Annotated in this window: 21 protein-coding genes; 15 read left to right on the top strand and 6 right to left on the bottom strand. The window is 52.0% G+C overall.

The window, feature by feature from the left end; all coding sequences use genetic code 11:
* Positions 1 to 176: 176 nt before the first annotated feature.
* The 4 genes from U6B65_07815 to U6B65_07800 all read left to right on the top strand — a co-directional run bounded on the left by U6B65_07815 (position 177) and on the right by U6B65_07800 (position 3927).
* Positions 177 to 1211 (top strand): hypothetical protein, encoded by a 1035-nt coding sequence (locus U6B65_07815; protein WRS26260.1) that lies wholly within the window; start codon positions 177 to 179, stop codon positions 1209 to 1211.
* Positions 1212 to 1378: 167 nt separating this feature from the next.
* The gene (locus U6B65_07810; protein ID WRS26259.1) at positions 1379 to 2038 is read left to right on the top strand and encodes a class I SAM-dependent methyltransferase; all 660 of its coding nucleotides are present in this window, start codon (positions 1379 to 1381) and stop codon (positions 2036 to 2038) included.
* A 427-nt stretch (positions 2039 to 2465) separates the two neighbouring features.
* Positions 2466 to 3356 (top strand): dipicolinate synthase subunit DpsA, encoded by an 891-nt coding sequence (dpsA, locus tag U6B65_07805; protein ID WRS26258.1) that lies wholly within the window; start codon positions 2466 to 2468, stop codon positions 3354 to 3356.
* The gene (locus tag U6B65_07800) at positions 3349 to 3927 is read left to right on the top strand and encodes a dipicolinate synthase subunit B (protein ID WRS26257.1); all 579 of its coding nucleotides are present in this window, start codon (positions 3349 to 3351) and stop codon (positions 3925 to 3927) included. The genes dpsA and U6B65_07800 overlap by 8 nt, the downstream gene beginning before the upstream one ends.
* Positions 3928 to 4164: 237 nt before the next feature.
* Here the strand turns inward: U6B65_07800 and U6B65_07795 are convergent, their stop codons facing one another.
* The 5 genes from U6B65_07795 to U6B65_07775 all read right to left on the bottom strand — a co-directional run bounded on the left by U6B65_07795 (position 4165) and on the right by U6B65_07775 (position 8991).
* Positions 4165 to 5262 (bottom strand): HAMP domain-containing sensor histidine kinase, encoded by a 1098-nt coding sequence (locus U6B65_07795; GenBank protein ID WRS26256.1) that lies wholly within the window; start codon positions 5260 to 5262, stop codon positions 4165 to 4167.
* Between the two features lie 245 nt (positions 5263 to 5507).
* Positions 5508 to 6401: a hypothetical protein gene (locus U6B65_07790; GenBank protein WRS26255.1), complete on the bottom strand. Its 894-nt coding sequence runs from the start codon at positions 6399 to 6401 to the stop codon at positions 5508 to 5510.
* A gap of 587 nt (positions 6402 to 6988) precedes the next feature.
* Positions 6989 to 7402, bottom strand: coding sequence for a DUF3842 family protein (locus U6B65_07785; GenBank protein WRS26254.1), 414 nt, complete (start codon positions 7400 to 7402; stop codon positions 6989 to 6991).
* 68 nt (positions 7403 to 7470) lie between these two features.
* A complete protein-coding gene (locus tag U6B65_07780; protein ID WRS26253.1) occupies positions 7471 to 8571 on the bottom strand; it encodes a DUF3810 domain-containing protein in 1101 nt (366 codons plus the stop codon).
* 87 nt (positions 8572 to 8658) lie between these two features.
* Positions 8659 to 8991 (bottom strand): Smr/MutS family protein, encoded by a 333-nt coding sequence (locus U6B65_07775; GenBank protein WRS28925.1) that lies wholly within the window; start codon positions 8989 to 8991, stop codon positions 8659 to 8661.
* A gap of 433 nt (positions 8992 to 9424) precedes the next feature.
* On the opposite strand from U6B65_07775, the gene U6B65_07770 reads away from it, so the two are divergent.
* The 11 genes from U6B65_07770 (at position 9425) to U6B65_07720 (ending at position 23042) form a co-directional block, all read left to right on the top strand.
* Positions 9425 to 10324 (top strand): M15 family metallopeptidase, encoded by a 900-nt coding sequence (locus U6B65_07770; protein ID WRS26252.1) that lies wholly within the window; start codon positions 9425 to 9427, stop codon positions 10322 to 10324.
* Between the two features lie 209 nt (positions 10325 to 10533).
* The gene (locus tag U6B65_07765) at positions 10534 to 11424 is read left to right on the top strand and encodes a M23 family metallopeptidase (GenBank protein ID WRS26251.1); all 891 of its coding nucleotides are present in this window, start codon (positions 10534 to 10536) and stop codon (positions 11422 to 11424) included.
* A gap of 26 nt (positions 11425 to 11450) precedes the next feature.
* Positions 11451 to 12047, top strand: coding sequence for a site-2 protease family protein (locus U6B65_07760; GenBank protein WRS26250.1), 597 nt, complete (start codon positions 11451 to 11453; stop codon positions 12045 to 12047).
* A gap of 96 nt (positions 12048 to 12143) precedes the next feature.
* Positions 12144 to 12635: a hypothetical protein gene (locus U6B65_07755; GenBank protein ID WRS26249.1), complete on the top strand. Its 492-nt coding sequence runs from the start codon at positions 12144 to 12146 to the stop codon at positions 12633 to 12635.
* Positions 12636 to 12757: 122 nt separating this feature from the next.
* Positions 12758 to 13513 carry a GntR family transcriptional regulator gene (locus U6B65_07750; GenBank protein WRS26248.1) on the top strand — a complete coding sequence of 252 codons (756 nt, stop codon included), beginning with the start codon at positions 12758 to 12760 and terminating at the stop codon, positions 13511 to 13513.
* A gap of 259 nt (positions 13514 to 13772) precedes the next feature.
* Entirely contained in the window at positions 13773 to 15746 is a 1974-nt protein-coding gene (gene uvrB / locus U6B65_07745; GenBank protein ID WRS26247.1) for an excinuclease ABC subunit UvrB, read from the top strand.
* Between the two features lie 381 nt (positions 15747 to 16127).
* The gene (uvrA, locus tag U6B65_07740) at positions 16128 to 18956 is read left to right on the top strand and encodes an excinuclease ABC subunit UvrA (GenBank protein ID WRS28924.1); all 2829 of its coding nucleotides are present in this window, start codon (positions 16128 to 16130) and stop codon (positions 18954 to 18956) included.
* A 375-nt stretch (positions 18957 to 19331) separates the two neighbouring features.
* Complete coding sequence (locus tag U6B65_07735; GenBank protein WRS26246.1) at positions 19332 to 19745, top strand: hypothetical protein; 414 nt, start codon at positions 19332 to 19334, stop codon at positions 19743 to 19745.
* Positions 19738 to 20394, top strand: a complete 657-nt coding sequence (locus U6B65_07730; GenBank protein WRS26245.1) for an HAD family hydrolase — start codon at positions 19738 to 19740, stop codon at positions 20392 to 20394. The genes U6B65_07735 and U6B65_07730 overlap by 8 nt, the downstream gene beginning before the upstream one ends.
* A 399-nt stretch (positions 20395 to 20793) precedes the next feature.
* Positions 20794 to 21384, top strand: a complete 591-nt coding sequence (locus tag U6B65_07725) for an XRE family transcriptional regulator (protein WRS26244.1) — start codon at positions 20794 to 20796, stop codon at positions 21382 to 21384.
* 2 nt (positions 21385 to 21386) lie between these two features.
* On the top strand, positions 21387 to 23042 hold the full coding sequence (locus U6B65_07720; protein ID WRS26243.1) for an AMP-binding protein: 1656 nt from the start codon (positions 21387 to 21389) through the stop codon (positions 23040 to 23042).
* A 71-nt stretch (positions 23043 to 23113) separates the two neighbouring features.
* On the opposite strand, the gene U6B65_07715 is transcribed toward U6B65_07720, so the two are convergent.
* Positions 23114 to 24586: a polysaccharide deacetylase family protein gene (locus tag U6B65_07715; protein ID WRS26242.1), complete on the bottom strand. Its 1473-nt coding sequence runs from the start codon at positions 24584 to 24586 to the stop codon at positions 23114 to 23116.
* Between the last annotated feature and the right edge of the window lie 148 nt (positions 24587 to 24734).

Below are 24734 nucleotides of genomic sequence, written 5' to 3'. Positions count from 1 at the left end.
CAAATTTGGATTCTTATTGCAGATACTAGCCTATTCGGGTCAAGAGGAGACGCATAATATTTCCCAATATTACAAATAGCCCCCGGGGGTTGCCAATTGCAATTTGGTGTATTATGATAGTGACACAGGGGAGTTTTCATACATATTAAATTGTACAGGCAGAGAGGATGGATGAAATGACTTTTTTTCGCAAATGCACAGTACCTTTTCTGATCGTTATTTTAATGCTGAGCCTTTCGGTTTCAGCTTTTGCTGATTCCTCATCGGATGTTTGGGAGAGGACATCACAGCTTGAACAAAAATATGGTATTTTCATTGAATATCCATTTGTAACCAATTCTCAGGGGCAGGAGGTCCCCGGCATCACCTTGGCACAGCTGAATACGCTGGATAAGGCGCTGGAATATGTGACACCCCAAGCCGTGCGCGAAATCTCTGCTTATTACCAGCAACGAAACAATCACCGCCTGACCTTTGCCTATGGTTTTTCATCCGCCAGTATGATCGGCGAGGATGGCGGAATCACCCAAGCGGGTTTTGAGCTGGAAAGCTCCCGCATAGAGCTTTACATACCCTATGGCGGCCAAAGCGGAGAAATGGCAGGGGATACCCCTGTAACCATTCTGCATGAGCTGGGGCATGCCTTCCAGTTTATGTGCACCGACCGGTATGGCTATGATCAGCTGGAGGCGCAGTGGAAATCGGTGAGCAGCGGTTTTTCCTACGGCAATATAGCTTCCTACGAATCGCCGGATAAAACCGCGTATGTTTCCGGCTATGCGGCAACCAGCTTCCCGGAGGATTTTGCCGAGACCTTTGCCTATGGCTTTGTGAGCAACCGGGATGGAATGGGGCTTAAGCAGTATCTGAGCAAGGACGGTGCGGTTTCGCCCGTGAGCAAAAAGCTGGAAAATGTTCGCTGGCTGCTCACCCAGTATATTTCGGATTACACGGCGGCGGAAGCCAATTTTCTCCGGTGTATTTCGGCAAGTTCCGCTCTTTCTTACGAGGGAGCCCGCATCTCCGGGGTATATCTGCAATACATCGGGTTCAGCGAGCCACGCTATAAGCCCCTTGATACAATTGGGGAGCTTGGCCTTTCTTCTGATTTGACTTGGGTTTCACAGGCAGGTGGCTGGCAGGGCAAGCTTTCCAACGGAGAGAATGTGTTGGTTTTCCCCAGCGGCCATTGGGGAGACTGGGCGGCATAGAATACAAATAGAGTTTTTGGTTTCGATAAAATCCACTCTGTGCAGCTGCGCAGGGTGGATTTTTTGAACATACTGGCCTTAAAGTTTAAAATCAATTGAACCTGGCGTGGTTTTTATGATAGTATTAAGGAAAGGCTCCATAGAGCCATCTGAAAGGAAGTATCGGTGTGGAGCGTTCAATCAAAAAAGCCTATGCATCTTCTAAGAATATATACGATGCCACCCTGACCCAGAGCAGGTGGTGGTCAAAGCTTTATATCAAGCTGTTTTGGGGCGGCGTGGACGATATCCAAATCGCCTCCCGGGTGCTGGCGGCCATTCCATCGGATTTTTCTGGCAAGCTGCTGGATGTTCCGGTGGGGACAGGTGTCTTTACACTGGAAAAATATCAGGCGGTACCCAAGGCCTCCATTACCTGTCTGGATTATTCGGAGGATATGCTGGCGCAGGCCAAAAGACGGTTCTTTCACGGGCAGGTCAAAAATGTTACCTGTATACAGGGGGATGTGGGGAGCCTCCCCTTTGAAGCAGAAACCTTTGATGCTGTGCTTTCTATGAACGGGTTTCACGCTTTCCCTGACAAGGAAAAGGCTTTTTCCGAAACGGCCCGTGTTCTGAAAAAAGGCGGGGTCTTTTGCGGCTGCTTTTATATTAAGGGGCAGTATGGGCCAGCGGATTTTATTGTGAACCGCTTTCTGGCTAAAAAGGGGTGGTTTACACCGCCCTTCCAAACGCTTGAGGAGCTAAAAGCCAAGCTGGCCTCCCTTTATTCTCGGGTGGAACTGCACCATGAAAAGGCAATGGCCTATTTCAGGTGCACTAAATAGAATGAGGCCGAAAGCCTTGCCCTGCACATAATCCTGCATACTGCCTTCGATTTAAACCACTCTGTAAAACAACAGGGTGGTTTTTTCTGTGCAGGAAGGACGAGGAAAAGCGGTTGAGCAAGCAATTCCACCAGAGAAAGAAGACTGTTTTCCAGATTGATGGTTTTTTAGAAAATAACGCCCAAACAGCATGGGACAGCGCACGAAAAAGCCCGAAATAACATAGGATGAATTACCAAGCCCGGTTTATAGAGAACGAAATTCACCATGAAAACCTTCAAGCAGCCGCCCGATTTTACGTGCGGCTGCTTGAAGGAGGGCTCGTTAATGCAGAGATGGCCATGGAATCATAAGATATACCACATGGCCATAAGCAACGGATTCTACTATGCAACCGATCGTTAGTCTAAAATAGGGGGAGTGCTTAGTGAAAAATAAAACCATCGCCGTTATAGGCGGAGATTTACGCCAGACACATTTAGCGGGGCTGCTGGCTCAGCCTGAAAAAAAGAACACGGTCTACGCTATGTTTATGGAATCGGATATGAATTTTCCAAAAGGTGTTATCCGCTCCAACGCTTTAGAGGGTGTTCTGCCTAAATGTGACATCGTCATCTTTCCGCTTCCGCTGCTGGGTACGGATGGATACATAAACACACCGCTGACAAACCAATCCATCAGTTTTGAACAATGCCTTTACTGGATACCGCCCACAGCCGCTGTTCTCGGAGGGATGATACCTGCCTCGCTGATGGAGGAAGCGGCTAAAAAAGGCATTGAACTGCTGGATTTTTTTTGCCGGGAGGAGTTTGCGGTGCGCAATGCCTGGCCCACCGCAGAAGGAACCATTGAGATTGCCCTGCGGGAGCTGCCCACCACTCTTTATGGGCAGGTGTGCCTGATTACAGGCTATGGGCGAATCTCCAAGGTGCTGGCCCGTTTGCTGCAGGCCTTTGGAGCGCAGGTGCGGGTAGCCGCCCGCAAATACAGCGACTTGGCGTGGATTCAAGTGAGCAAGGCACTGCCCGTTCCCATGGAGCAGCTCAGCGATTCGCTGGAAGATGTGGATTTGCTGGTCAATACCGTTCCTACCCGCATTCTGGGAGAAAAAGAGCTGAGCCGCCTTAAAAGCTCCTGCCTTGTCATTGATCTGGCCTCAAAGCCCGGCGGCGTGGATTTTGAAACAGCTAAGAATCTGGGCATCAAAACCATATGGGCCTTATCTTTGCCGGGAAAGACCGCCCCCATTACGGCTGGGGAAATCATATTGGATACTGTAACCAACATACTTACCGAAAGGGGAACGCATCATGGATAAGATCAAAGTGGGTTTCGCTCTGACTGGCTCCTTCTGCACCTTTAACCAGGTGATTACAGAAATTGGCAAGCTGGTTTCAAAGGGCTACGATGTCTGGCCCATTATGTCCGAATATGCAAGCGTAACCGATACCCGCTTTGGCCGGGCCAGTGACTTTATCAATCAGTTGGAAGGAATGACCGGGCACCGGGTGCTTTCCACCATTGTGGAGACCGAGCCGGTGGGGCCCACCAAAATGTTTGATATTATGATTATAGCCCCCTGCACCGGCAACACACTGGCAAAGCTTGCAAACAGCATCACCGATACCTGTGTCTGCATGGCTGCAAAATCCCACCTGCGCAATGCAAGGCCGCTGGTGCTGGCTCCTTCCACCAACGATGCATTGGGTGGCTCTGCCAAAAATATGGGGCAGCTGCTCAACTATAAGAATATCTATTTTGTTCCCATGGCGCAGGATGACGCACAGGCAAAACCGCGTTCGGTTGTCTCGGATTTTACAAAGATTCCCCAGACACTGGAAAGTGCACTGACAGACCAGCAGCTCCAACCTATTCTGCTGGGCAAATAACATTCAGTGCTCCGGTGCCGTACATACGAATGATTACGACATTTCTGCCATTTGAACAAATAAAAGCCCCGGCCTGTAAGGCTGGGGCTCTTTCAGACTGTAGACATAACTGCCTGTAACTTAAAGACCTTATGGTTTTGATGCGAATTCTGACCCAGTGGAATTTATTTCGGCGCAGGAATCCCTCTTTTGCGCCGGAGCGGTGCAATCGGGGGCCTTGTGTATATTGTCGAGATATTAATATGCCGGCACCGGTAAAGCACCGGGCAGATGCAGGGCAAAGCAACCGCCTGCTTCGGGGGAACTTTCGGCCCGGAGGGTGCCGCCGTGGCAGTTGACAATGGTTTGGGCAAGGGCCAGCTCGAGGCCGGTGGATTGAAGAACAGCACCTTGGCGGCCCTGATAGTAGCGGTCAAAAATATGGGGGAGATCCTCCTGCGAAATGCCCCGGCCCGAAAAGGTAAGCTCCAAAGCGATCTCTTCACCCAACACACGGCAGCTCAGCGCCACCGTATCACCCCGGTCCACGCAGTTTAAAGCATATTCCAGCAGGGTGCGGATGGCCGCAGAGGTCCATTCCTCATCGCAGTCCACCGGGAGGGTATCCGGGCAGGCAATCATCAGCTGAAGCCCCTTTTTTCTGGCCAAAACATGGAACGGGCGAAGAATTTCATCCAGCAGCCACCTTAAATTCAGGGTGACAAAGTGCATGGGTGCGGCCCCCGATTCCAACTGAATCATTTTTTTGAGCTCCTCTAAGGAACGGTCAAAGCGCTGAAGCTCCCGGTCACTTCTGGCCAGAAACTCAGGAACAGCCCGGTTTTGGCGCCATTCCTCAGCGAGAATCTCATTGTAGGTTTTCATGCTGTGCACCCAATCCAGCGCTTCGTGGCAGCTTTCCTGCAAGATGCACAGCAGAGTATCCCGTTGGCGGCGATTCTCTTGTATGGCTTGATCCATAGATGCCGCAAGCTCGTTGAGCTGCTGGCCGATGGAGCCTATCTCCTCCGGCAGAGGGGATGCGGTGTTGCCTTGCTTCCACTGGGCAAGAGCCTCCTCCCAATTTTGAAGCATAAGCCGCTGCTTTTTAAAATACCGGGCCAGCAGATACAGAATGCCCCCGCCAGCCGCCAGCCAGAGAACAGCCAATATGTAAGAGAACCCATTGAGAATAGGAAAAAGCAAAGCACCGCCAGCTCCATACTGGCTGTCAAGGGGAGCCGGCCGGGCCGAAGCTATAACATCTCCTACAGCGAAGAGGGCCAACCCCGCCAGCAAAAGTATGACCAGAACAGATAAAAAAAGGATTTTTTGCTGCCTCAATACAGCTTTCATCGATGCATCCCTCATTCCCAATTGAGACCCGGAGCCAGAAGCGGCAGCAGAAAACCGGTCACATTCTTTATGGTCGATTATATATGATTTTGCTTTGTGGTGCAATGGTAATTAGGGTCATTTTGCCCAAAATAATGAGGACTTGTGCCCACCATAAGATGCTGCACGCATGAGCGGCTAAAAGCAAAGGAAACAGCCCTCCCAAACAAGCGGGAGGGCTGTGAAAAATACAAAGTATCCGCATATCATTCGGGCAGGGATAAGGCATTCAACCGGGTGGAGGAAAGATAATAGAAACCTTCCAAAGCCACGGGATTATCGGTGGTGCCGCAGTAGCTGCCAGCCCTGCTGTAAACATAGAAACGCTGGGGTAAAGTAAAAAGAAGGGCATTGACCTGCTCTAAATTGATTGTGTCTACAGAGTAGGCTCCCTCCAAAGAAGGGTAACGCTCCAAAAGCTCGGGGGCCAGCTCCTGTGGGCGGGCGATGGCGTAGACCTGCTGCCCTTCCCGCAGATCTGTGAGGAGAGAAATTCCTTCACCAAGCTGGATCTCGATATCCCGCACATCCTGTGAGGCGATTCCCACCAAACCGGAGGAAAGATCCACCAAGGTGTTGGATTCTGTAATTTCCACCTGTGGGTTGGCTATTTCGCCGGTCAGGTTCAGTTGGGCAGCCGCCTGTGCCTCACCGGCAATTTGCAGCTGAACCGTGACCGAAAATGGCTCGGCGGATACACTGAGCAGCGGATCGGCAAAAGCCAGCTCAATACAGGGCACACCCTCCGGGCCTCGTGCCAAACCGGAGGATTTTAACCTGTTTTGCCCTTGTAAAAGAATAATTCTCGGTTCGATCCTACCGGCCTTAAGCTGTGCCAAAGTGAGAGCTTTCAGAGGAAGACCGCGGCTATCCACAAACATTTCAGGCAAGAGGGAAATTTGAATGCGGTCTCCGGGTTCCAGCAGGCTTGTTTCTTTGGGGGCAGGCTGACCTGAGCGGTTAAGAACTCGAATCGAATGCCCCGAAGCCTTCCAATAACCGGGATTCAGCCCTACCGGGCGGGAAACGGTGGCAGAAGGAAAAAGGGCGGCTGCACCAAGCAGCAGAGCCACCATAAATAGGGTAAACAGTTTTTTCATTCACGCCACCTCCCTTATTGTATAGGGTGAGTCAATATCACAGTTGCTGTTATTAATATAATAGCAACAACATTTCCCTATGACTTTATAAAGCGGATATTCTTCACTTCCGCACTCATGCCGTGCGGCTGGCGCATCCATTCTTTTTAGGAGAAAAAGAATGGATGAAAAGAAAAAAGGCTATTTGCTCTTGCCCCGCCGGAGGCCAGAGGGGGTTTATGGGGGAACTGGTTCCCCCATAAGGCGCTTTGTGGCTGGAGCTTAGCGCAAGCCACCTATACATTTTCCGCAGAAAATGCAAGCGCTTTGTTCCCCCTTGGTACCCCCCAGATCCGAAATTAAGCTATATTTAAATCTTAGGCTTGGTTCATGGTTGCGTCCGTCACAGTTATCCCGAAAACTTCGGTTTCATCAGAGGATGAGGTTATAATAAACAGCGAGCGGCACACGAAAGAATTCTTTCTGCTTTTGCCCGAAGAAAGGGGAAAAGCCCCCTTTATATTTCTACCTATATTATACTACGCAAGGCTGCCCAATGTCAGCCCTTTTTGTCGCAAGAAAACATTACCAATACAGAAACGGTGTGTTTATTTCAGCATACAGGCAACGGTCTCCGCGGCATCCGTTACCAGCTGGGCTACGGTTTTTTCGGGGCTGACACCTGCAACCACAACGCCGCACCGGTTCAGAGGCACCAAAACCTTGGTTCCCCGGCTATCCGCAATGGCGCGGGCCATGGAAGGGGTCAGCTCTCCCAGCATGGAATCCGCCAGCAGAATGCCCACAGCCCCCACAATAATATCCGCCTGAGCGGCACCCACCACAATGGCATTTTCGCCGGTGGCACCCTCGTTGGCACCCGCCTTGAGCATCGCCACAGTGGCCATGGAATTGGTTCCGTATACAGTCAGCCGATGGCCGTTTCCCACAATGGGAACCAGCTTTTCCACCAGGCTTCGTCCAAGACCGCCGCCCTGTCCATCAATTACAATAACACGCACTCGGTTCACACCTTTTTAAAATATACTGTTTTCGCTATAGCCGCCCTTATACACGAGCTACCACAGCTTTATGCAAGATCATGGCGCTGGCGATAATCCGCCAGAAGAAGATCCACCATCTGGCCATAGCTCTTTACCCCTGAGCTTTGCCGGTTGGAGCGCAGATACACATCGTTCACCTTGGTGGAAACCTCTGCTACCGGGCCTTCATACTGCCGCCAGTAAGCGGCGCTGGCCTCCATATCCTGCCGAACTAGAGGAGAGAGAGGCTCCATTACCTGCCAGTAGGCATCCTTATCCGAAGAATACAGCTGATTGCCGCTGTGGGAAAGGGCCAGCATGACCCCGCTGTAGGCAAAATCAGGCCGCCCAGATTGAACACAGGCCAGATACCCGATGAAGTTGGCTTCTTCTTCCCGCATAAAGCCCTTGTAATGAGCCAGCTCATGGGCCATGGTTGCCGGCAGGGTATAGGAGGGAACATGGGTGTTGACATTGGCTTCAAAGGTGAACGGGGTGAACACGCCTGTGATGTTCAGATAAGACATGCCCTGTGACCAACGAACCGGCTTGACCCGGGGGGCCCAGCCTCCCAGAATCGGGTAGCTTTGGGCAACACCCTCATAGGCCCCGGGCATTAGGGATGCTGTTTCCCATGTGCCCTGCGCCAAAGCGGCGGTGCCATCGGGATAAGAGGCACACTGGGGGCGATAAAGGTTTGCCTGCTCCACCAGTTCGGCGCAAAGAGCCGCCAGCTCCTGGGAGGAGGAAGGCCGAACCGGCAGCCCGCTCTGCTCCCGGAAGGAAGGGCGGCTGTAGTTGATGCCGCAGAACAGGACAAAGATAAAATAGATTACACTGGCAATGGAGAGCACCTTGAAAAGGAAGGTCAACAGAACCTCCCAGCGCCCTTCCTTCTGGGTAATGGCCCGGCGTACGGTGGAAATCAGCCAGCCCACCAGCACACAGGAGCCGCCCACCACAATACATTCCGCCACTGAAAAGGGCACCAACGAAAATGCCCCGCCTACAATGCGGGCGAAGGCCACATACACCCCTTGGGCATAAAAGCGCTCCACCCACCCGCTGCCAAGGCTCGCCAGATATGTAAGAAGCAGCCCTGCCGGCGTCAGGCAAAGGAGCCACCAATGTTTACGCAGAAAAGCCATAAAACTCACCTCAACTATTGGGATAACCAGCAAAAGAATAAGGCCGCATTTTTGTGCCCAAGGGGCAGAGCTTGAGAACCAGGGGAGTTACAGCAAAACCATGGTAATGCCGTGATTGCCCCGGGTGTAGTCCCGGTCTTTGGTCAGTGTCGGGCAGGCCTCCACCAGCTTGCGGGCTGTAGAGTCAAAGGGGGAAAAATCCTCGCCCCCCACAAAGCCCTGCAGTTGACCGGAGCGCACCTTGGTGCCCAGATACTGGCGTACATCCCGGCCAATTGCGCCCCCCTTACCGGTGGAGCCGTAACCGTGGATGATTTTTAGGGCGGGAGCCCGCCGGGCCTTGGCGGTGCGCAGAGCCTGATCCAGCTTGATGCGGGCCGCTGCCACTGTGGGCATTCCTGCCTCCAGATTTACGACCATACAATCCAAATGGTTTCACCGCCTTCCTATAAACAAAGGGAGCGCTTTTACAAACGCTCCCCAGCATGTCGATTTCACTCGGGATTTTCGCAAGAACAATTCTGTCATTCGCAGTTTTTCCGCAGTCCAATTGATTTCGGCGAAGGAATACCGCTGTCTGCGCCAAAGGCACAGTCTTTGCCTCTTAGTATGCCATTCTCCCGCGTTGGAAAAGCGGGAGAACACAGCATTGTGCCGTGTTCGAGCTTGGTTACTATAGTATAGCATATTTTTGCGGCAATGGGAGCAGAACCAGCGAATAAAAATGATGGGGATTTTTGGTGCAACCCGACAATTCTTGACAATTGGAAAGGGGTGTGCTTCAATAAGAAACGAACGGTGAGAGCCGTGGCAATACTATTAAAAGCGCAAAGCGTACAAAGCGGGGTTTTGTATGGCAAGAAGACAGGTACCAAAGCGTATTGAGCCAAAATTTGCAGCTCGCAGGCTGATGTTGATTGTTTTGCTGATCGCCCTTTTGGGCCTTGGAGCGTGGGGAATACTCCGCTTGACCGGGCTGTTCCAATCGGAAAAGCCACCGGAGGAAGTATCTTCTTCTTTGCCGGAGGAGCCTTCCAGCTCAATTCCAGAACCGGAACCAGAACCCGAGCCTGAGCCGGTGCAAGCGGTAAGCACCGACGATTGGCGGTTGTTGCTGGTGAATTCTGAAAATCCACTGCCGGAAGGCTTTGAACCGCCTGAGCTGGATTTGGTGGATGGCACCTATCAGGTGGATTCCCGTATTTCGGACAGCATTAAGCGGATGTTTGCCGAAGCCAAAAGGGATGGTATTGCTCTGATGATCTGCTCCGGCTACCGGCCCGTTGATTATCAGCAAAAACTATTCGATAAGCAAGTTGCGCAACATATAAGTGATGGAAAAAGCGAGGAAGAGGCACAGGTACTGGCCGCCACCGCTGTGGCAAGGCCGGGAACCAGCGAACATCACACAGGCTTGGCTGTGGATATTGTGGAGCCGGAATACCAGATGCTCAACGATGGCTTTGCCGATACCCCAGCTGCAAAATGGCTGCTGGAAAACGCCTATAAGTATGGCTTTATTCTGCGGTATCCCAAGGATAAATCCACCATTACAGGGGTAATGTTCGAGCCGTGGCATTATCGCTATGTAGGGGAGGAAACCGCTCTGCTTCTGCGGGAGAGAGGCCTGACCCTTGAGGAATACTGGGCCATGCTGGAGGCTGGAAGCAGCTTTGAGGCAGGCGGGGAGGAAAGCTCCGGGGAGGATGCAGCCTCCCACACAGGTGAAACCGCTCCTACCAGCCAGAACTGACAAAAACAGAACCGATCAAGCCGGAAAAGGCTTGGTCGGTTCTTTCTATATGTGCCTGTAAAGGGGCTTGCTTTTTCCCAAAAAGCTCTCCTTTGTGTGAAACTTCGGGAATTTTTATAGCTTTGTCCGAATAGAGATAGTTAGAAGGCGAAAGCACATTTGCTTTTGCATTTTTCGGGTTGTAAAGTTTGGGGAGGGGGAAGAAGCGGATGTCATCCGGCTATCGAGATGGAAGAATGCGTTCCCGGGAGAATCGCCGGGTGAAGGAGCCTGCCGAGGATACCTTGGTGGCAATGCTGACCGTTCAGCTGATTATCTGCCTGTTGGTGGTGTTGGCCGCCAGCATCCTGAAGCGGGTGGACGGAACCCGCTATGCACAAATCAAGGGGCAGTTTTCCGTTATGCTTTCGGATACCGGGCAAAATCAGCAGGCGTTGGAATATTTCCGCAATTGGCCTGAGAACCTGCAAAATATAAGGGAGGGCTTTGATGAATGGCTCACCCGAAAGGATCAGCCAGAGGAAGAAGCCTCTGTATCTTCCGCCGCTGCGGGCCCCCCGTATAATTATCTGAACCCTGGGGGTGCAGGCGGGCAGGGCGGGTGGTACCCGGTGGAGGTTCAGTGGGATGACGGCGGCGGGCTTTCGCCTCCGGCAGGCTGCACCGTGGCTCCCGTGGCGCTGACAGCGCTTATGAAGCCGCCGGTAACCGGGGTGATTACGTCGCCTTACAGCTATCGGTATCATCCCATCAGCGGAACCACGGATTTTCACAATGGAGTGGATATTGCGGCGCCGGAAGGCACCGATATATTGGCCGCTCTCCCCGGTACAGTGGGTGAGGTCGGCCAATCTCCTGTTTATGGCAATTATGTGGTGATTAACCACAGCGAAACCCTTTCCACCTCCTATTCCCACTGCTCGGAAGTTTTGGTCAAGGAGGGGATGGTGCTGCGCCAAGGGGAGCGGGTTGCCACAGTGGGCAACACCGGGGTTTCCACCGGGCCTCACCTGCATTTTTCCGTGCTGGTGCGGGAGGTCTTCACCGACCCGGTCTGGTCGTTGGAGAAAAATATACGCCCAGTGCCGGAGCAAGACTGAAAACAGTATAGCGGAGGAATTAGCTTTTGGAATTTACTCTCTTAAAGGTTCGCTGGAGGCTGAGCTTCTGGTTTTTTGCTTTGCTGGCTTTTGCCGCACTGGTCAACCGGGGATTTTTGCTTTTGTATATCGCCGTGCCGATTCTGATTCATGAGTGCGGGCATTTGCTGATAATGGCTTTTTGGAAAGTTCCGGTGGAGGCAGTTTCACTGGGGCTTTTTTCCATTGATATACAGCGCAGCCGCCAGAGGAGCCTGAGCTATGGCGGCGAAATTTTGCTGCACCTTGCGGGGCCGGCGGTGAACCTGCTGGCAGCGGCGGCTCTTTATGCATGGGCCTTTCCCTCTTTGCGGGTGCAGTTTATGGTGGCGGTGAATCTGGTGACCGGGCTGTTCAACCTGCTGCCCATCGGTAATCTGGATGGCGGGCAGGTGATGCGGCTGCTGACCCAGCGCCTTTGGGGGCCGGGGCTTTCCCACCGGATTTCCCGGGCGGTATCGGTGCTGGTGCTGGCTCCTCTGTTTGGCATCAGCCTTCTTTTGGTCTTTCGCAGGGGTGAGAATATTATGCTGCTTGTTGCCTGCCTCTATCTGGCGGCCAACATCATTTCTCAGCGTGATTAAAGGGAATCTTGACATTTTATTTTTTTAGCAGTAAAATAGTTAGTGTGTGACTAGCATTTCATCAGCTGGCAGTATTGACACAAGGAGTAAGCGAATATGATCAACAACCGTTTCTCGCAGCTGGAACAGCAGCACTACAAGCATAAAATGGAAAAAATGACCGGGCGGACAGGGGTGGCCTCCAGTAACAAAGCTTCCCTATGGTCCACCGAGGATTCTACCGATAGCAGTTGGGCAGATACAGCCCAATTTCAGAGCACCGGCAAGTTGAATTTGATTTCCTTGGGGCCGAAAGCCACACAGGAGGTCAAGGATGTCTGGAATATGGCAGTGAAGACCACTGGTGTGGATAAGCTGGAATCCAGCGCTTATCTTTCTTCTCTATTTGCGATACAAGCGCAGCAGAAATCTTCCACCGGAAGTGCCGACGTTTTGGGAAGCACCAAGGAAAGTGCAGTGGCGGCGGTTAAAAAGGCGCTCACCTATCTGGATAAGCTTTCCGGCGAAAAGGTGAACACCAAGGTACAGGAATACCGCCAGCTTGAGCGCAATTTTTACAATGCGTTTCTAGCCGGTATGGCTGAGTGAGAATTGACCCGGATCCCCCGCTCCTTTGTTCTGCCATGAGCGCCTTTGCGGCGCCGGGCAGTGCTGAGTGGGGGTTTTTTTGCAATGAAGGCAGCTTGGCCGAAAAAAGGAGTGTAAACACAATGCCTGACCAAAAGGATGGTATGTTCCCCCAGCAGGAGGAGAGCCCCCAGAAACCAGCTATGCCCCGCAGCGGGAGCGATCTGAAAAAAGAAGGCTATGTGAGCTCCTTAAAAAACTATGTTTATCAGCAGATTGTGGAGAAAATTTGCGCCGGTGAGCTGGTTCCCGAAGTGATCTTCACCGAAAAGCAGATGATTGAAACCTTCGGCGTTAGCAAAGCACCGGTGCGTGAGGCGCTGGTTCAGCTTTCTCACGAGGGGGTGCTTCGCTGCATACCCCGCTGCGGCTATCAGGTCATCCAGATCAGCGCAAAAAACATTCATGATCTCACCGAGCTGCGGCTGTTTTTGGAGCTTTCCAGCCTGCCCAATGTATTGGCGAACCTGACTGAGGAGAAAATCCGGGAATTCAAAGAAATGAATAAGGCCCGCCTTGTTGATATTGAAACCCGGGATGTTTGGACTGCATGGAACAACAACATCACCTTTCACCTGCGCCTGAATGAATGCGGGGGCAATGCACAGGTTACAGCCGCCTTAGAGCGGGACCTGGCGGCCTGTACCCGAGCCTATGCCCAGCTCTTCCGAGAGCAGAGGCAGCTTGTGGTTTCAGCCCGGGAGCATTTCCACGATCATATCATCAGCTCTTTGGAGCGCAGTGAGCTGTATACCGCTCAGAACTGCCTCAAGCAGGATATCCTGTTGATGGAGCAGAATATGCTGGGTTCCCCCTCCGCACAGATCGAGATTTACTGAGAGGTTAAACTGAATAATGGAGCAGAGTATGGATTGAAAGCAGCCATGCTCTGCTTTTTTATCTGGTTCAGAGCCATATCATTGAGCGAAGAGGGAATAGATTTTATTGGGTTAATCCCGAAGCCGCCTGTCAACTACTGGGAACGCAGGGGATGGGATTGTAATTTTTTCAGGGATGTGGTAAGATATTGGGTGGTGAACAGTTGTTTCTTTTTGGGCGTTTGGGCCGACCGGGCGTGCCGAGGAAAGGATAGGTGCTATGGATCAATTTAAGCTGGTATCTGAATATAAGCCCACAGGCGATCAGCCTGCCGCTATCGATAAGCTCTGCGAGGGGCTGGAGCAAGGGCGCCGCGAGCAGGCCCTTATGGGTGTAACCGGCTCGGGCAAAACCTTTACCATGGCCAACGTGATTGCCAGAGCCAACCGGCCTACCTTGGTGCTGGCTCACAACAAAACGCTGGCCGCTCAGCTCTGCTCGGAATTCAAGGAGTTTTTCCCGGAAAATGCGGTGGAGTATTTTGTTTCTTACTACGATTACTACCAGCCGGAAGCCTATATCGCTCACACCGATACTTATATAGCCAAGGATTCCAGCATCAACGAGGAGATCGAAAAGCTTCGCCATTCCGCCACCTCTGCCCTTTCCGAGCGGCGGGATGTGATCATCGTTTCCAGCGTATCCTGCATTTACACATTGGGTGACCCCATCGATTACCGAAACATGGTGGTCTCTCTGCGCACCGGCATGGAAAAGAAGCGGGATGACCTGATCCGCAAGCTGGTGGAAATTCAATACGAGCGCAACGACATCAACTTCGTCCGCAATAAGTTCCGTGTTCGGGGCGATATTGTGGAGGTGTTCCCGGCCTACTGGGGAGAAAGCGCTATTCGGGTGGAGTTTTTCGGTGATGTGATTGACCGCATCAGCATTATCCACACCCTGACCGGCCAGACTCAAAGTGTAGTCTCCCACACGGCCGTTTATCCTGCCTCTCATTATATTATCCCACCGGAAAAGGTACGCACCGGGATTGTCTCCCTGCGGGAGGAAATGGAAGAACGTGTGCGGTGGTTTAAGGAGCGGGACAAGCTCATTGAGGCCCAGCGCATTGAGGAGCGCACCAACTACGATATGGAAATGCTGCAGGAGATCGGCTTTTGCAGCGGCATCGAGAACTATTCCCGGGTGCTGGCAGGCCGCCCCGCCGGGATACAGCCTTTTACGCTGTTCGATTACTTCCCCGAGGATTTCTTGCTGTTTGTGGATGAATCCCATGTAACGCTCCCTCAGATTCGGGGTATGTCCGGCGGTGACCGGGCCAGAAAGCAGAATTTGGTGGATTACGGCTTCCGCCTGCCCTCCGCCTTCGATAACCGCCCCCTGAACTTTGATGAGTTTTACTCCAAGATCAATCAGGCGGTGTTTGTCAGCGCCACACCCGGCCCCTTGGAGCGGGAGCGCAGCGCGCAGATTGTGGAGCAGATTATCCGCCCCACCGGCCTTGTAGACCCTGAAATTGAGGTGCGCCCGGTAGAGGGGCAGATCGATAACATCCTTTCGGAAATCAACATCCGTGCCCCTTTGGGGGAGCGAGTGCTCATCACCACCCTCACCAAGAAGATGGCAGAGGATTTAACCGCCTTTCTGGAAAACCTGGGCATCCGCATCCGTTATATGCACCACGATGTGGATACTATGGAGCGTATGGAGATCATCCGTGACCTGCGCTTGGGCGAATTCGATGTGCTGGTGGGCATCAACCTACTGCGAGAGGGCCTTGATATTCCCGAGGTTTCGCTGGTGGCTATTTTTGATGCGGATAAAGAGGGCTTTCTGCGTAGCGGCACCTCCCTGATTCAGACCATCGGCCGTGCCGCCCGAAACGCACAGGGCAAGGTTATCATGTATGCCGATAAGGTGACCGATTCCATGGAATACGCTATCTCCGAAACCTACCGCCGCCGGGAAATTCAGCAGCGCTACAATGAGGAGCATGGAATTGTGCCTCAGACCATCAAGAAGCAGGTGCGAGAGATTTTGGAAATCTCCGCCAAGGAGGATTCCGGAAAGAAAGGCGGCAAAAAAGGCCGCAAGCTTTCGGCATTGGAGCGGGAGACCACCATACGCCAGCTGACCCAGCAGATGAAGGATGCCGCCAAGCTGCTTGAATTTGAACACGCCGCCTATCTGCGGGATAAAATTGACCGCCTCAAGCAGGGAAAAGACTAACCCCCACTATAAGCCTCTCGGCTGCTGAGGTGAGCTATAGAAGCCTTAGGCGAAATAACTTCGCCTGTGAGGAATTACGAAAAAAGATCGGAAATGTTGAATGTATGTTCTTTTTGTGCTATACTGATTTTTATTGATTAAGAGGTATAGCAGGGGAGTTTGATACCGTGTGGGGAAGCCACCCTTCTGCATCGGATGCCCGGAAAGAAAACAGGGACAGGCAGTCCCCACGGAGTCAGCGTGAAAAACCACGCCGACTATCATGTGCCAATCGCTCTCCGCCTGTGGCGGAAACCGCGATTGACGCACAAGAAGACCATTCCTTTTCATAGTCTTCTTGTACCCGAATCGATCTGAAAGGAATGGTCTTTTATAATGGCATTGGCAAAGGATAAAATCATCATCAAAGGAGCCCGGGAAAACAACCTCAAGGGCATTGACCTTGAGATACCCCGGGATAAGTTCATTGTTTTCACCGGCCTTTCCGGTTCGGGCAAAAGCTCGCTGGCTTTTGATACCATCTATGCCGACGGCCAGCGCCGGTATGTGGAGAGCCTTTCCAGCTATGCCCGGCAGTTTCTGGGCCAAATGAGCAAGCCCAAGGTGGATAGCATCGAGGGGCTTTCCCCGGCGATTTCCATCGATCAGAAAACCACATCCAAAAACCCCCGCTCCACTGTGGGAACGGTGACGGAAATTTACGATTACCTGCGCCTGCTGTATGCCCGCATTGGCGTGCCTCACTGCCCGGTCTGCGGCCGCCCCATTGCCCAGCAGACCATCGACCAGATGGTGGATCAGGTGATGGCCCTGCCTGAAAAGACCCGGATTCAGGTGATGGCGCCGGTGGTTCGGGCCCGCAAGGGCCAGCATGCCAAGGAGCTGGATCGAGCCCGCCGTGCCGGTTTTGCCCGTGTTCGGGTGGATGGCAGTCTCTTTGACCTTTCCGAAGAAATCACCCTGGATAAAAACAAAAAGCACTCCATAGAAATTGTGGTGGATCGGCTGGTCATCGGCACGGAGCTGGGAACCCGCCTCACCGATTCGCTGGAAACCGCTTTGGGCATCTCGGGCGGTCTTGTGCTGTTGGATGTGGTGGATGGGGAGGAAATCCTTTTTTCTCAGAACTACGCCTGCCCGGAGCACGGCATCAGCGTGGAAGAGCTGGTGCCCCGGATGTTTTCCTTCAACAACCCGGCCGGTGCCTGTGAAAAGTGCACCGGTCTGGGAACCTTCCAGAAGGTGGACCCGGAAATGATCATCCCCAACAAGAACCTGACCATCAAGGAAGGGGCCATTCGGGCCAGCGGCTGGTACTATGCCGAGGGCGGCCTTGCCCAGATGTATTATGAGGCCCTTGCCAAGCACTATAACTTTTCCCTGTCTGTTCCGGTGAAGGATTTGCCCAAGGAGGCTGTGGATATCCTTCTTTACGGCAACAAGGGGGAGAAGCTGAAAATGCGCCGGGATAATGGTGTAATGAATGGCACCTACACAACCAGCTTTGAGGGTATTGTCAACAATTTAGAGCGCCGCTACAAAGAAACCAGCAGTGACTGGATGCGGGAGGAAATTGCCTCCACTATGAAGCTGGTGGAATGCCCTGACTGCCACGGCAACCGCCTGAAAAAAGAATCGCTGGCTGTGACCGTAGCCAATAAGAATATTATGGAGTTCTGCCGCCTTTCCATTGATGAAGCGGTGGGGTTTGTGAAAAATATTCGCCTTACCGACCGGGAAATGATGATCGCCAAGGAAATCCTCAAGGAGATCAGCGAGCGGCTCACCTTCCTCAAAGGGGTGGGGCTGGGCTATCTGACCCTGTTCCGGGCTTCCGGCTCTCTTTCCGGCGGCGAAAGCCAGCGCATCCGGCTGGCCACCCAGATCGGCTCTTCCCTCATGGGGGTGCTCTATATTCTGGATGAGCCCAGCATCGGCCTGCACCAGAAGGATAACGACCGGCTCATTGCCGCCCTGAAAAACCTGCGGGATTTGGGCAACACCCTGATTGTGGTGGAGCACGATGAGGATACCATGTATGCCGCCGATTACATTGTGGATATCGGCCCCGCCGCCGGTGTTCACGGTGGTGAGGTGGTTTGCGCCGGCACCATCGAGGATATCAAGGCCTGCAAGGAATCTTTGACCGGCCAGTATCTCAGCGGTACCAAGCGCATTGAGGTGCCGGAAATCCGCCGCCAGGGCAACGGAAAGTTTATTACGGTGGTTGGCGCCCGGGAAAACAACCTCCAGAACATCAGCGTCAAGTTCCCCTTGGGCACTCTGACGGCAGTAACCGGGGTTTCCGGTTCGGGCAAATCCTCGCTGGTTAACGAAATTCTCTACAAAAAGCTGGCCGCTGATCTGAACCGGGCTAAACTGTTTGCCGGCAAGCACGACAGCATCCAAGGGCTGGAGGAGCTGGATAAGGTCATCAACATTGATCAATCTCCCATTGGGCGCACCCCACGCTCCAACCCCGCCACCTATACCGGCATGTTCACCGATATCCGCACAGTCTACTCCCAGACCAACGACGCCAAAATGCGTGGCTATGGGCCGGGGCGCTTCTCCTTTAATGTGAAGGGGGGCCGCTGTGAGGCCTGTGAGGGGGATGGCATCCTGAAAATTGAGATGCACTTCCTGCCCGATGTTTTTGTTCCCTGCGAGGTTTGCAAGGGCAAGCGGTATAACCGGGAAACCCTCGAGGTCAAATACAAGGGCAAAACCATCCACGATGTGCTGGAAATGACGGTGGAGGAGGGAATGGCCTTTTTTGAGAACATTCCTAAAATCCGCCGTAAGCTGGAAACCCTTTACGACGTGGGCTTGGGTTACATCAAAATCGGCCAGTCCTCCACCACTCTTTCCGGAGGCGAGGCCCAGCGGGTCAAGCTGGCTACCGAGCTTTCCAAGCGGCCCACCGGGCGCACGGTCTATATATTGGATGAGCCCACCACCGGCCTCCACAGCGCCGACGTGCACAAGCTGATTCAGGTGCTCCAGCAGTTTGTGGAAAGCGGCAACACGGTTATTCTCATCGAACACAATCTGGATGTGATTAAAACAGCGGATTATGTCATCGATTTAGGCCCCGAGGGAGGCAATGCGGGCGGCGAAATTGTTGCCCAGGGAACCCCGGAGCAGGTGGCAAAATGTGAAAAATCCTATACCGGTGCTTATCTCAAGCGTATGCTTTCCAAAAAATAGGGAATACTCCCCGTAAAGTAAATGCAGGCGAAAATAGTCGAAAATATACAGGCCAGACGGTTACAAAATGATGACAAATAATGTAGAAGCAAGGCGACTGCCCACTGTGGCAGCAGAGGGAAAAGCCTTTCTTCACGCTGTTTTGGACTTGTACCCTTCGATTACAAATCAGGCCGCTTTTTTCCCGGTCACAGCAAACCAGGCAAGGGCACAGCGCCTTATACTTGGCAGCGGCCCGGTTTTGTGCTATAATAGCCTAAGATTTACACTCAAAGTCAGGAAAACATGGCATTTTACTGAAAGGCCAGCTGTTTTTTCTGCACACTCTTCCGGCTCCTAGGGGCTGGTCACATCGAGAGAAAGCGGGGATCAAGTTTGCTTAAATCTGTACTGTATTATCTCACAGCGGTGTTGACGGCTGTGCGCTTTGCCGATATGATTTATCTTTTGTCGGCGGATAAAACCAACCTTCCAATTCCGGTTTTGGTGGTTACCAGCGCTATGATTGTGTTTGGCCTTTATCTTGTTGTTAAAAAGTTTATCGGCGTGATTTTGCTGCGGCAGATGACCATGTTTTATCTTTTTAACACAGTGGCGATTCTTTTCAATTTGATTTATACCGCTGTAACCTCGCCTTTTAACATCACTTTTTTAGAAACCATTATCACAGGAACCTTCTTGGATGTGATTATCAGCGTTGCGCTGCTGGGAATGTGCATCAAGCGGATGCGTGCCCGTTATTTCTCGGCTGGGCCCGAATTTTCTGATAAGAGGAGTATCAATGTATAAGCTGGCGGTCTTCGATTTAGACGGTACCTTGCTCAACACCCTCACCGATTTGGCAGTCGCCTGCAACTATGCTCTCTTTCAGGCACGCTTTCCGGTGCATATGGAGCAGGCCTACAAGCATTTTGTGGGTAACGGTGTGTTCAACCTGATCAAGAACATTGTGCCTGCCGATTATCGGGAGGATAAGGAACTGCTGGAGCGGGTCAAGGCTTATTTTGATGATTACTATACCAAGCATTCCAAGGATTACACAGCTCCCTATGATGGGGTTAAATCGATGCTTCGCAGCTTGAATACCCAAGGGGTAAAGGTGGCGGTTTTATCCAATAAGGCTCATCAGTTCACAGTGGGGCTTGTGGAGAACTATTTTCCCGGGCTTGTGGATGTGGTCTATGGCCAACGCAATGAATATCCTAAAAAACCCGATCCTACCGTAGTTTTTGATATTATGAAGGAGTTGGGGGCTACCGCTGAGGAAACCATTTATATTGGGGATTCCGGTGTGGATATGCAAACCGCTAAAAATGCTGGTTTAACGGCTGTGGGGGTTCTCTGGGGCTTTCGGGATGCGGATGAGCTGCTTGGAAGTGGTGCAGATATTTTAGTAGAAGATATTGAGGCACTTCTGCAAAAAATAGTTGACAAATAAAATGATATTGCATATAATGGCTACATAATATAGAAAAAGGCAATGAGAGGGACGGTTGATTCCGTTATTCGTTTTCAGAGAGTCGGCGGCTGGTGCGAGCCGACAGCGGATGGAATGCAGGCATCACCCTTGAGCCGAGGATTCAAAGCCATTTGGTGAGTAACTTCCTCCGCAAAGACAGCGTTAGAGGTCGAGGATTTGTTTGAATCCGGAATGAGTGGTACAGGTGCTGGATGCCTGTGCAATTTGGGTGGTAACACGGAGCTTTTTAAGACTCGTCCCATGATTATGGGATGGGTTTTTTTGCATTGTTTTGCTTGCTTTTCCAACCGGAAGAGCAGCGGCGAAGTTTCATACAAAGAAGGGGTAAAAACCGAATTAAAACAGGAGGAACAGCGGATGGATACTCGAATTATGGAAATTGCCCAGCGTATACGGGGCCTGCGGGAAATTCTGGAGATTGAACAGGCGGAAATGGCTGAAAAAACCCATGTTTCCCTTGCTCAATACCAGCAGTATGAAAGCGGCGAAAAGGATTTTGGCTTTACCTTTTTGTATGACTGCGCCAATATCTTGGGCGTGGATGTTGTGGAATTGCTCAGCGGCGAGCCTCCTAAGCTTTCCTTCTATAGCATTGTGCGCAGTGGCAAGGGCCTGCCCATGCACCGGCGGCAAGGATTTTCTTACCATCATTTGGCCTACAATATGAAAAACAAAATGATTGAACCCTTTTTGGTAACCGCGCCCTATTTTGAAGCGGAGCAAAGCGCACCCATTGCCCTTTCCACCCACAAGGGGCAGGAAATGGATTATGTTCTCAAGGGCTCGCTGAAAGTTCAGCTGGGCGATCATATTGAGGTTTTAGGTGAAGGGGACAGTGTCTACTACGATTCCGGCCATCCCCACGGCATGATTGCCACCGGGGGCCGTGACTGCCAATTTCTGGCCATGGTTGTGAAGCCGGCCGATGAAGATGAGGGAGAGAAATAACAATGAGTGCAATGGAGCATTTCTATAAGCAGTTCTGTAAAGAGACTTTTGATGAAAAGGGGATCCTCTGCGGCTTTGAGCCGGTGGTTCCCGAGGGCTTCAACTTTGCTTACGATGTAGTGGATGAGATTGCCCGCCGTGAGCCGGGCCGCCGGGCCATGGTCTGGTGCAACGATCATGGTGAAGAGCATGTCTTTACCTATGGGGAAATGAAAACCTACAGCGACCAGACAGCCCGCCTTTTCCAGAAACATGGCATTGGCCGGGGTGATAAGGTGATGCTGGTGCTCAAGCGCCATTACCAGTTCTGGTTTGCTGTGCTGGCTCTCCACAAGCTGGGTGCTGTGGGTGTGCCGGCCACCAACCTGCTGACCGTTAAGGATTATATCTACCGCTTCGAGGCGGCGGAAATCAGCCATATTGTTGCCACAGCGGAAGGAGAGGTTACCGCCGCCGTGGAGGAGGCTGCCCAAAGCTACAAGGGGCTGAAAGCCCGCTTTGTGGTTCGGGGTGACCGTGAGGGTTGGATCAGCTTTGACAGTGAGATGGCGGCCCAAGAGCCTTCTCTGGAGCGTGTTCCCACCAGCACAGAGGATAGCCTGCTGCTGTATTTTACCTCGGGCACAACCGGCTATCCCAAAATGGTTTACCATGACCACACCTATCCCATCGCTCATATTCTCACCGCCAAATACTGGCACAATGTACAGGCGGATGGCCTGCATCTCACTGTTTCCGAAACCGGTTGGGCTAAATCGGTTTGGGGCAAGCTGTATGGCCAATGGTTTGCGGCTGCGGCCATTTTTGTCTATGATATGGATAAGTTTGTTCCCGGGGAGCTGCTCTCCCGCATTGCCAAATACAAGGTGACCAGCTTTTGCGCACCGCCCACCATTTACCGCTTTTTCATCAAGGAAGGGCTGGGGGATTATGATTTTTCCTCAGTCAAATACGCCACCACAGCAGGTGAAGCACTGAACCCCGAGGTCTACAATAAGTTTTATGAAATGACTGGCCTGCGGCTGATGGAAGCCTTTGGCCAGACCGAAACCACGGTCATGGCGCTGAACACGGTGGGAACCGAGCCAATTCCCGGCTCTATGGGCAAGCCCTCGCCTCTTTATAACATGGATTTGGTGGATGAGGACGGTATGCCTGTGCCTCCCGGCGAGGTAGGGGAGCTTGTGATCCGTGCGCCCGAAGGCAAGCCCATGGTTGGCCTTTACAGAGGCTATTACAAGGATGAAAAGCTGACCCGTCAGGTTTGGCACGATGGCATTTATCATACAGGCGATACCGCTTGGAAGGATGAGAACGGCTACCTGTGGTATGTAGGCCGCACCGACGATATCATCAAGGCTTCCGGCTATCGCATCGGGCCCTTTGAAATTGAAAGTGTGCTTATGGAGCATCCGGCGGTTATGGAGTGTGCCGTAACCGGTGCTCCCGACCCGGTTCGCGGCACTGTGGTTAAGGCCACTATTGTGCTGACCAAGGCCTATCAACAGAGCAGCGACCTGATTAAAGAGCTGCAAGCCTATGTGAAAAAACAGACGGCACCCTATAAATATCCCCGTATTGTGGAATTTGTGGAGGAGCTGCCCAAAACCATCAGCGGCAAAATCCGCCGTGCCGCCTTGCGTAAGGATGCCAAATAAACAAGACAGTATAAGAAAAAACCACCGGAAGGTGGTTTTTTTGTGGGTAAAAGTGGCTCTATATGTTTACACTATTTTTTTAGGGTTGTGCTGTAATAGACCATTCCAGCCTCTATGCTTTCTTGGGAGTGTTCCAGCAGCTCTGAAACGGTCACCAGCTGATAGCCTTGGGCAATCAGTTCTGGAATCACCGTTTCCATAGCTTCCCCGGTGGAAGAATAAAGGTCATGGCATAAAATAATGCTTCCGTTTTTAGCATCCCGCATAATGGCATCGTGAACCTTCTTTGCGTTCTGGCTTTCCCAGTCTAAGGTATCCACCGACCATTTAACCATGGGGATTCCCATATTGGCGGCATTTTGCTTCACTTGAGCATTAAAAGAGCCATAAGGAGGACGCAAAAAAATAGGCCGCACCCCGGTAATTTTCTCCACAAGATCGTTGGTGGACTGCACCTCTTGTTTCATCTCTTCTTCAGAAAGGCGGGTCAGCTCCAAATGGTTCCATGTATGGTTGGCAACCTCACTGCCCTGCTCCACAATCTGGCGAATCACCTCCGCCCGATTCTGGACGCTGTTGCCAATGACAAAAAAAGTAGCCCGCGCCCCATTTTGCTCCAAGAGGCTCAGGATGCGTGCCGTTGACGCACTGGGCCCATCATCGAAGGTAAGGGCCAGCATGGGTTTTTCCGGGTCTATTTCCGCCTGAGAGGCGGGAGCCCGGGCTGGTTCGGCGGCTTCATTTTCTGAGCTGGAGGAGGTGAGCCCCAGCTCACTGGCAAAAGCAAGGGAATCACCCAGCTCCTCATAAGAAAAGAAAAAACGCTGTGTGCCCAGATAGCCGGGAAGATAGCCTCCACGCTCCAATATAATTTCGATGCCATCGGGCTTAAGAAGGGCATTTTCCAGCCATTGGGGGTTCATTTCTTCCACAAAAGAGGCAAGGGAGGCATCGGTTTCCAGTATTTTATCCGCCAGCATCTTTAAGACTGTTTCGGTGCCTTGGGATGTGAAAAGCTCCTTACCCGAGATAATGCGCTTTTCTTTGAGATCAATGTTAAACACTTTAACTGGCTCCACAGGATGCGCCAAACCGTTGTAGGTGTAAAAACCAAGCTCTTCCACACTGGCGAAACGCTCACCGATGCGGTAGGAATTGTAGTTGACTGTCAGGGTGCCGGTGGCATCCTTCAGGGTCTTTCGTATTTCCTTCACCTGCTCAGAAACATCCTCGTAGAGCCCTTTAGCCCACTTGGCAATTACTTTATCCACTTCCGGAATACCGGTTACAGGATAAAGCACCTTGCAGGCAAAATAGCCCCCATATTCCATGATTGCCTCCGGTTCGCCGAACTCCTGAACCGAATGCTCCGGCATGGTGGTCGCTTCAATGGCTTCCAGCTGGCTTGCAATGACAGAGTTCTGGCCGATGGAGCTCTCCTGTGCGGGATTATTTTCACGGCTTCGACAGCCGGTAAGCAATATCATAAAAGCGCAAAAAGCTGCTGCGAATTTTTTCATCATTCCGTATTCCGTTCCTTCCATAAAGATGTCCTTCATTACTATAAGCATATTGCCAGCCTATATACGAAGCTTTTTTTGCCAGAAAGTATGAAGGCTGATTGATAGGCCATTGTGCCTTGATTTTAATAAATATTCAGTTTTGTTATTGTATCATAAATCGACCTGTGGG

This window comes from Oscillospiraceae bacterium MB08-C2-2 (genome assembly GCA_035621215.1).
Classification (GTDB): domain Bacteria; phylum Bacillota; class Clostridia; order Oscillospirales; family Ruminococcaceae; genus WRAV01.
Note: the sequence above shows the minus strand (reverse complement) of the source record. Positions and strands in the feature narration are given on the sequence as shown.